Origin of the sequence: Halobacillus sp. HZG1 (assembly GCF_035818575.1) — a bacterium.
In the GTDB taxonomy this organism is placed as follows: domain Bacteria; phylum Bacillota; class Bacilli; order Bacillales; family Halobacillaceae; genus Halobacillus; species Halobacillus litoralis.
Genome location: NZ_JAYLVQ010000007.1, coordinates 25,078 through 33,793, shown reverse-complemented (window position 1 = coordinate 33,793; position 8,716 = coordinate 25,078). Strand labels below are relative to the sequence as shown.

Below are 8,716 nucleotides of genomic sequence, written 5' to 3'. Positions count from 1 at the left end.
GCAGAGCGTTAGCTCGAGGAGGCTCATCACTCGCCCACGGAAAGCGAACCTTTTCCCGGTGCGCCTAAATCCACACAAACATCTCGAAATCAAGTCTTCCACAATCCTGCCATATTGTTTAATAAATATTAAAAGGATATGTAAATAAAAGAAGCCGCCCGCTAAAGGGGCGACTTCTTAATCGGGGGATTGATACAGGCTAAAGGGCAGCCTGGCCAACCGACCAACCGCTCAGGTTATTTTTTCTTAGCCTGAGATTTTTGGTTCTGCTGCTGTACGTGCTGCGCGTCAGTTTGTTGAGCGAATTCAGCGCCGTATTGGGATTTCCCTTGTGCAGCTTGTTGGTTTTGTTGTTTCACGTGGTTAACGTCTGTACCAGCTGCTGTTTTGTTTTGTTTCGGTTGCTTAGCCATGTTTATCACCTCCGCAAAAATTATTGTGTACAGGAGGCGGTCATTTCATTCCAAAAAACAAAATTTTTATATAAAAAAACCGCTCCCATGTAAGGAGCGGTTCTTAAAATTAATGAGATAATCTTTTCGTACCGATGTAACGCTGACTCCAGTAGTTACTGGACAGTGAACTAATTTCAACACCATTTGTAGAACCAGTATGGATAAAGCTGTTGTTCCCTACATAAATACCTGCATGGGAAGCACCTGGCTTATAAGTTTCAAAAAAGACAAGATCTCCAACCTGACGATTTGAACCACTTACAGAATCCATTCTGCTGTCAGCGTAGATCGATGCAACTGTACGTGGGATACTTACGCCTTCCTGAGCATATACGTATTGAAGGAATCCACTGCAATCAAATCCTGCAGGAGATGTACCCGCCCATTGATACGGGGTACCAATATGCTTTTTAGCTTCTTGAATCAATCCATCTACAAATCCTGTGTTTGAAGATGACGAATCGGTGGTAGATGTATGACTAGAGCCTGATGAATCTGAAGAAGACCCAGAAGATGTAGGTTCACCACTAACTTTCAACTTTTGACCTACATAGATGATATTCCCAGAAAGACCATTAAGACTCTTTAGATTTGAAACTGAAGTTCCATGATTGTTCGCAATCAACCACAAGGAATCTCCACTCTGTACTGTGTACGTACTTGTAGATTGTGAAGAACTGGAACTGCTGCTTGAAGAACTCGTGTTACTGCTGGAGTCTGATGTACTTCCTGATACGGAAAGTTTTTGGCCAGGGTGGATAATGTTACTGGACAAATTGTTAAGACTCTTCAATTTAGAAACAGACATACCATGACGATTAGCTATTAACCATAAGGAATCCCCAGACTCAACAGTATATGTACCGTTAGAGCTCGAAGAAGATGATGAACTAGATTGAGATGTAGCTGATGAATCTTTTTCAACAATCAAAGTTTGCCCGATGTAAATTGTATCTGAATTAAGACTGTTCCAAGATTTGATTTCTGAAATAGACCCGTCATATTGATAACTCAACTTCCAAAGTGAATCCCCAGATTTCACTTTATGCAATTCATCAGCAAAAACAGAAGTTCCCCATAAAGATGCCCCGATCAAAGCTCCACTGACAGCCGTCACCAATTTCTTCTTATTCATTATATTTTTACTCTCCCCTATGTAATAAATTGTTTAAATTGTTTGGTCAAATAACCTATGTCCTATTATTCACAAATGCCAACAATTTGTAAATACTCCAAAACTTCTACAAATACCAACATTTGCCCAAAAACATTGTCATATTAGGCACAAACCTGTTTCGTTACAATTACTTTACAGGTTTGTTACATGAAGATTCAGGGGGACTTTTATCATGTATGACCTCAAACTTTTTACATAAATTAAGAGTGAAGGAGGATCTGTCTATGTATGTAGGACGGGATTTATCCGCATTATCTATGGAACCCAAACAAAAGTGGCAGGAAAAAGAGCTTGGATATTTTCACTATGCCCTATCCCAGTCTTCTCCCTATTTGAATTCTGAAGGGATCACCCTTTTACGTGAAATCAATGAGGAAATTAAGCGCCGCGGAGGTTTAGAGCAGCAAGAAGCTACTTGGACCAGCGGCACTCATCCTGTTACCGATTGATATGTGGGTGGGCTTTCTGATGAGATACCGGGAATGGATAGTCTTCCATGTCTTCAGGTGCAATGAATGTTGCACGCTCATGATCAAGTGTTCCTGCTTTTACAGTAACCTTGATGACTTCCATTTCCCATATCAAATGAGAAAAAACATGCTTGATACGATCCAAGGATTCCCCAACTTCCACTTTCAAACCATATTCACCATAAAACCAGTGCTCAACCGCTTCAAGACCTACGTCCTCAAGAGGAACCATAGGGTATTGCCACAACGAAGCGAGCAGACCTGTGTTCGGCCTTTGCTCGATCAGCACTTCCCCTTTTTCATTTTGCACGAGAAGGAGGAGGTATGGAGATTTCTTCTGTTTCTTTTTAGAGGCTTTAACCGGAAGCTCGGTTTCTACTCCTTCGTCAAAAGCTCTGCAATGTTCTTGGACAGGACATAGCATGCAGGAAGGGTTTTTAGGGGTACAGACAAGGGCACCATGTTCCATCAACCCCTGATTAAATGAAGAAGGATCCTCTTCAGAAATCAAGTGTTTCACAAGCTCTTCAAAAAGCTTCCTCGTCGATTGTTTGCTAATATCATCCTCAACAAGAAGAATTCTTGATAAGACCCTCATCACATTGCCATCCACTGCTGGTTCTGGTATATCATAGGCAATACTTAAAATAGCACCGCGCGTATAAGGCCCGACCCCTTTGAGGCTGCCTAATTCTTCAGCGTCTGCTGGGACGATACCCTCGTACTCAGACACAACCTCTCTTACCGCGTTTTGCAAATTTCGCGCACGGGAATAGTATCCTAAGCCTTCCCATGCTTTCAAGACCTCCTGTTCATCTGCCTTAGCTAAAGCTTCCGGTGTAGGAAACTTATCCATAAAATGATTAAAATAAGGGATGACCGTATCAACACGTGTTTGTTGGAGCATAATTTCAGATACCCACACGCGGTAAGGGTCCTGGTTTTCACGCCATGGGAGAATCCGCTGCTCTTCTTTAAACCAGCGAATTAAATCCTTTCTATAGGTTTCCTTGTCGAAGTTATTTAAAATATGTTTAACTCTTTCAGTTCTTTTCATCTTTCTTCACCCTTCGTGATAAACTACTGTTGGAACGTCCGACCTGCCAAAGGAGGTATGGAATTTGGATACAGGCACACATGTCGTCATGGGCGTTGCATTAGGAGGACTGGCTACACTTGACCCTGTCGTCAATGCAGACCCCAATCTTTTCAATGCCGTTCTTATCGGAACAATGATCGGCTCACAGGCGCCCGATTCAGACACGGTACTAAAATTAAGGAATAATGCCGTTTACATTCGGCACCACCGCGGCATCACACATTCCATTCCTGCTGTGATGCTCTGGGGGATCACCATTCCCAGCATCATTTATCTGTTCACTCCTGAGGTGAACTTTCTTCACCTTTGGCTCTGGACTTTTCTTGCTGTCATCCTGCATGTGTTCGTGGATGTATTTAATGCTTATGGTACCCAAGCGTATCGCCCTATTACAAACAGATGGGTCGCTTATGGGTTCATCAATACATTCGACCCATATATTTTCATTTTGCATATTGCTGGCATTGTCGCATGGAATTTAGGTGCGGACCCAGGCACTTTATGGCTGATTATATATTTTGTCATTGCCCTCTATTACCTGAAAAGGTATTTTGACAAAAGGGAACTGGTTCGTTTGATTCATGAAAACATCAAGGATGTCAAACAAATTGCGACCTCCCCTACAATGAAACAGAATGTTTGGAGGATAGCTATCACTACACCCACTCATTATTACGTTGGCAGGGCGGAAAACGGTCATTTAACCATCCTTGATACATTCACCAATAAACCGATCGATCATGATGATCCGGTCATTCAGAAAGCTCTGACTGATCATAACATCAAAGCATTTTTATCATTTTCACCCGTGTACAGGTACGAGATGAGTTACTATGATGAATATACAGAAGTAAGGTTCATTGATCTTCGATATCGCTCACGGGGACGCTATCCGTTTGTTGCGCTTGCTCAAATTGATGATGAGCATGGAGATGATTTAAAAATTCTCAATTCGTATACAGGATGGGTATTTACAGAAGAGAAACTGCAGAATAAAGTAAGCCCGATGTGATGAATCAGAAGCTTGAGGAAAACATAAAAGAAGGAGTCTCTCAAGAGGAGAGGCTCCTTTTTTTAAATCCTGTGTTTTTACTGAAGATACCCTTTTTTCTCAAGCATGTTCTTGTATTTTGGATTTGTAGCGACGAACTCATGAAGCTTAGGACCGTAATGATGAATCCACTGCAAAACAATCTGTTCAGTGACCTGCTTCCCCTGGTAATCATGACCAGCTTTGGCTCGTGTCGATTCGAAATCCTCCCAAAGAAGTTCCACCCATGTCCTTGCTTCGTCTATAGTTAGTTTTGAATTCTGATGATATAATTTTTCAGCTAAACGCTGGTATATTTCATTCATATGACCACTCCATATTTGGCAATGTTTACACTGCCATTGTAACACATACAGGCTCAAAGGAGGTACATACTAATATTGTCTCTAGCTAGAGACATGAGGAGGATGACTGATGCGTAATAAGGCAAAGAATTTCCCTAATGTTAAAATGACGCACGCACCTGATGACCAAAGCGAATATCTCGCTAAGCGTCCAGACGGTACAATCAACAGCAAACCTCAAGAGAGAGCAGCTAGATCGAGACACCGTGACGTCAATGATGTAGGGAGGAATTACCATGGGTAAACGTAATTTCAAATCAAAAGCCTCTGGCATCTATTCCCACCGCAGCATCAAACATTTGAGCAGCCGTGTGAATGGAGAAACAGAACAGACGCAAGCAGACCAAATCACTGAAATCCAAGCACGTAAACGCAACTAAAAATACCGGGCACGTGTAACACGTGCCCGGCCTCTTTATTATCCATCCAATTTGTTTCCTAACATGGAAATTGGCAAAGCTTCTTCTTCTCTGCTTACTTTTTCCCCCTGGTTATCTTGCCTGTAACCCCAGGCAAACACACCATTCATATATTCAATATAAAACGTGTGACCCGGGTCACCATCAACCTCATATGTCTCGCCCGCCTTAAAATCACTTGGATTTAACATATAGGACCTAGCCATAATAATTTTACGTTCATGAACAGCAAATTCGTTGACCATCCCTAATTGTTCCGCTTTTTGGGCCTTTTCTGTCAGCTCCGCAATTTCTGAACGCAACTCTTCTTGTGTATATTCACTATACCTTTTTTCCATATAGAAACCTCCTCCATACAAGCTCTCTTTACATTTTAGCAGGGTTTGTCCACAATGAATATAAGGCAGTACAGATAAGGAGAGATCAAGGATGAAGAATGTTTGGATCACAGGAGCTGGAACAGGTTTAGGGCGTGCTTTAGCCCTAATTTACGCTAAGAACAACTATAAGGTATATCTCTCAGGAAGAACAGCTGAGCATTTACAAATCACTCAAAATGAAATTATAAAAGAAGGTGGAAAAGCAGAGGTTCTCATTTGTGATGTGACCGAGCAATCATCGATCAAAGAAGCTATTAAACAGATCGATTCCTTACACGTGCTGATCAACAACGCTGGCCTCGGTCATTTCGGTGAGCTTTCATCTTATTCTGAAGAAAAGATCGATCAACTGCTCAACACGAACGTCAAAGGTACCATCTTGACTACCCAGCTTGCGATTCCATTGTTAGAATCCACGGAAGGTCGTGTGTTAAACATTATTTCCACCGCCGGTTTACGCGGGAAGAAGAATGAAAGCATATACTGTGCTAGTAAATTTGCTGTACGAGGCTTTACCGAAAGCCTCCACAAAGAATGGGAAGACGCATCCTTAACAGCGACTGCCGTTTATATGGGCGGAATGAACACACCATTTTGGAATGACACCGATCATGTGTCCAATCCAGATCAGTTAAAAGGTCCGGAACTTGTAGCTGAACAAATTTTCGCAGAAGATGATGGGCGAAACGAAATATTCATCGATCGTTAACTTTACAACACAAATGAAAAGAGTACCGGAGCGGCTTGTTCGCACGGTACTTTTTTTTGCATATTCGCATCTCCTTTGAGGCGGCTCGCACCTTCTTTGGTGCCCCTTGCATCTCCTTTGGTGCGACTTGCATCTCCTTTCGCGCGACTTGCATCTCCTCTGGTATTTATCGTAATAAAAAAGGGCTTGCCATAACGGCAAGCCCTTCTTTTGACTTGAAGAACTTACTCTCCAAGACCCTCTTCTTTTGCTTTTGCTACTACAGCTTCTACAGCTTCCGCTTCGTCAGAACCTTCCGCTTTGAACGTCACTTCTGCACCGTTCGGAATTCCAAGGGACATGACGCCCATGATGGACTTCATGTTCACGGACTTACCTTTATACTCGATGTTTACGTCGGATTGGTACTTTCCTGCGACTTGTACAAGTGCTGTTGCTGGACGTGCGTGGACGCCGTCAGCTGCTGTAATTTTCATTGTTTGTTCTGCCATGATAATCTCTCTCCTCTTTATTTACTGATTTCAATGATATCTGGATCATTGTGATTGACTTGACCTGATGCCTTGATGTTTACAGACTGTCCTTCTTGAAGGTTTGTAAAGACAATCGGCGTTACGACGGATGGAGCATTTTCTTTCACGTAATCCAAGTCCACTTCCATCAATGCCTGACCCTGCTTCACTTCGTCTCCTTCAGAGATCTTAGCTGTAAATCCTTCCCCTTTCAATCCGACTGTATCGATTCCGATATGAATCAGGATTTCCATGCCATTCTCAGCTTCAAGGCCGATGGCATGCTTTGTAGGGAATACGTTAAGGACTTTACCATTAATCGGTGAAACAATATTACCATCTTCCGGCTCAATTGCAAAGCCATCGCCCATCATCTTGCCAGAAAATACTTGATCTGGAACTTCAGTGATCGGCATGATTTTTCCTTTGATTGGGCTTACAAATTCCAATTCACCTTCAGTGACCGGAGCTTCTGCTGCTTTTTCAGCGTTCTTCATTTCAGAAGCATCTTCTCTTGATCTTGGTGTCTTACCATCCATGATGTCTTGCATTTGGCCACGCAAGGTATCAGATACAGGTCCGAAGATGGCCTGGATATTGTTCCCGACTTCCATAACACCGGAAGCCCCAAGTTTTTTCAAGCGATTTTTGTTCACATCATTTTTATCATTTACAGAAACACGTAGTCGAGTGATACATGCATCCAGGTGGTCGATATTCTTTTGTCCACCCATCGCTTCAAGAATTTCGAACGGCAAATCGCCGACTTCTCCATCCTCTTCTTCATCTTCTGCTTCGTCTTCACGTCCAGGTGTCGCCAAGTTGAACTTGAGGATCGCCCAACGGAATCCAAAGTAGTAAACCACAGAGAACACGAGACCAACGATGATGACCCACCACCAGTCGGTACGGTTAGGAAGTACTCCAAATAGAATGAAGTCGATCAAACCACCAGAGAATGTCTGTCCGATTTTAACTCCAAGAATCTCCATAATCATAAAGGAGAAACCAGCGAATACAGCATGGATCGCAAACAATAGTGGTGCAACGAATAGGAAAGAGAACTCAATTGGTTCTGTAATACCTGTCAAGAAAGAAGTCAAGGCTGCAGAAGCCATGATTCCTCCGACCACTTTTTTACGTTCAGGTTTAGCTGTGTGATAAATTGCAAGGGCAGCAGCTGGAAGACCGAACATCATGAACGGGAATTTACCAACCATGAATGTTCCAGCAGTGAATTCCACACCGTCTCTCAACTGTTCGAAGAAAATTGTCTGATCTCCTCGTACAATTTCCCCAGCAGCATTTGTATAAGATCCGAATTCAAACCAGAAAGGTGAATAGAAAATATGGTGCAAACCAAATGGAATCAAGGAACGCTCAATCAATCCGAAGAAGAAAGCCGAAACGGTCTGGTTCCCCTCCAACATTAAGTGGGAAAGAGCATTCAACCCTGATTGTGCAAACGGCCATACCCAAAGCATGATGATCCCTAAGAAAAGGGAAGAGAAAGCCGTGATGATTGGTACGAAACGTTTCCCGGCAAAGAACCCAAGAAACTGTGGTAATTCAATATTGAAGAACCGGTTATAAAGAGCAGCAGCCAAAATACCAACGATGATACCGCCAAATACTCCTGTTTGAAGCGTTGGAATACCGAGTACTTCGGCATAGGCCGGATCTGAGGTCATGTCGGCGTCAACATTACCGAGTACCCCCATAACCACATTCATAATCAAATAACCGATGATCGCAGCAAGACCTGCTACCCCGTCACCTTTCGCTAAACCGATGGCAACACCAACAGCGAATAACAACGGCAGGTTGTCAAAGACAATTCCTCCAGCTTCAGCCATTACTTGAAGTAATGTTTGAACCCAAGGTGTTCCGAAGAATGGCACTTTATCAACAAAGTTGTCTTGAGCAAAGCTTGTACCAAAAGCTAGCAGAATACCAGCCGCAGGCAATAGTGCGACAGGAGTCATTAAAGCTTTACCGACTTTTTGCAGTGTGCCGAAAGCATTCTTAAACATTCTATTTCCTCCTTTTTATTTTGTGACGCAAGCCTCTGGCCCCATAAAATCCATTTGTCAGAAAAAT

General features: G+C 42.7%; 12 protein-coding genes. 5 read left to right on the top strand and 7 right to left on the bottom strand.

What is annotated here, in order from left to right:
- Positions 1-236: 236 nt before the first annotated feature.
- Positions 237-413 carry a gamma-type small acid-soluble spore protein gene (locus VKA52_RS00320; protein WP_089653790.1) on the bottom strand — a complete coding sequence of 59 codons (177 nt, stop codon included), beginning with the start codon at positions 411-413 and terminating at the stop codon, positions 237-239.
- A gap of 109 nt (positions 414-522) precedes the next feature.
- Positions 523-1,590 (bottom strand): C40 family peptidase, encoded by a 1,068-nt coding sequence (locus tag VKA52_RS00315; RefSeq protein WP_160916484.1) that lies wholly within the window; start codon positions 1,588-1,590, stop codon positions 523-525.
- Between the two features lie 266 nt (positions 1,591-1,856).
- Here VKA52_RS00315 and VKA52_RS00310 point away from each other — a divergent pair, with 266 nt between their 5' ends.
- On the top strand, positions 1,857-2,081 hold the full coding sequence (locus tag VKA52_RS00310; RefSeq protein WP_160916482.1) for a cytosolic protein: 225 nt from the start codon (positions 1,857-1,859) through the stop codon (positions 2,079-2,081).
- Here the strand turns inward: VKA52_RS00310 and mutY are convergent.
- Complete coding sequence (gene mutY, locus VKA52_RS00305; protein WP_326313810.1) at positions 2,071-3,159, bottom strand: A/G-specific adenine glycosylase; 1,089 nt, start codon at positions 3,157-3,159, stop codon at positions 2,071-2,073. The genes VKA52_RS00310 and mutY overlap by 11 nt on opposite strands.
- 64 nt (positions 3,160-3,223) lie before the next feature.
- On the opposite strand from mutY, the gene VKA52_RS00300 reads away from it, so the two are divergent.
- A complete protein-coding gene (locus VKA52_RS00300; RefSeq protein ID WP_326313809.1) occupies positions 3,224-4,213 on the top strand; it encodes a metal-dependent hydrolase in 990 nt (329 codons plus the stop codon).
- A 77-nt stretch (positions 4,214-4,290) separates the two neighbouring features.
- On the opposite strand, the gene VKA52_RS00295 is transcribed toward VKA52_RS00300, so the two are convergent.
- On the bottom strand, positions 4,291-4,557 hold the full coding sequence (locus VKA52_RS00295) for a YfhJ family protein (protein WP_326313808.1): 267 nt from the start codon (positions 4,555-4,557) through the stop codon (positions 4,291-4,293).
- Positions 4,558-4,666: 109 nt separating this feature from the next.
- On the opposite strand from VKA52_RS00295, the gene sspK reads away from it, so the two are divergent.
- Both sspK and VKA52_RS00285 read left to right on the top strand, forming a co-directional pair.
- Positions 4,667-4,840 (top strand): small acid-soluble spore protein K, encoded by a 174-nt coding sequence (gene sspK / locus VKA52_RS00290; protein ID WP_089653803.1) that lies wholly within the window; start codon positions 4,667-4,669, stop codon positions 4,838-4,840.
- Entirely contained in the window at positions 4,833-4,976 is a 144-nt protein-coding gene (locus tag VKA52_RS00285; protein ID WP_160916474.1) for a YpzG family protein, read from the top strand. Before sspK ends, VKA52_RS00285 begins: the two co-directional genes overlap by 8 nt.
- 38 nt (positions 4,977-5,014) lie before the next feature.
- Here the strand turns inward: VKA52_RS00285 and VKA52_RS00280 are convergent, their stop codons facing one another.
- A complete protein-coding gene (locus VKA52_RS00280) occupies positions 5,015-5,353 on the bottom strand; it encodes a YfhH family protein (RefSeq protein ID WP_326313807.1) in 339 nt (112 codons plus the stop codon).
- 91 nt (positions 5,354-5,444) lie between these two features.
- Here VKA52_RS00280 and VKA52_RS00275 point away from each other — a divergent pair, with 91 nt between their 5' ends.
- Complete coding sequence (locus VKA52_RS00275; protein ID WP_326313806.1) at positions 5,445-6,104, top strand: SDR family NAD(P)-dependent oxidoreductase; 660 nt, start codon at positions 5,445-5,447, stop codon at positions 6,102-6,104.
- Positions 6,105-6,328: 224 nt separating this feature from the next.
- Here the strand turns inward: VKA52_RS00275 and VKA52_RS00270 are convergent, their stop codons facing one another.
- Positions 6,329-6,595 (bottom strand): phosphocarrier protein HPr, encoded by a 267-nt coding sequence (locus tag VKA52_RS00270; RefSeq protein WP_089653809.1) that lies wholly within the window; start codon positions 6,593-6,595, stop codon positions 6,329-6,331.
- 17 nt (positions 6,596-6,612) lie between these two features.
- Positions 6,613-8,649: a glucose-specific PTS transporter subunit IIBC gene (gene ptsG / locus VKA52_RS00265; RefSeq protein ID WP_326313805.1), complete on the bottom strand. Its 2,037-nt coding sequence runs from the start codon at positions 8,647-8,649 to the stop codon at positions 6,613-6,615.
- Positions 8,650-8,716 lie beyond the last annotated feature (67 nt).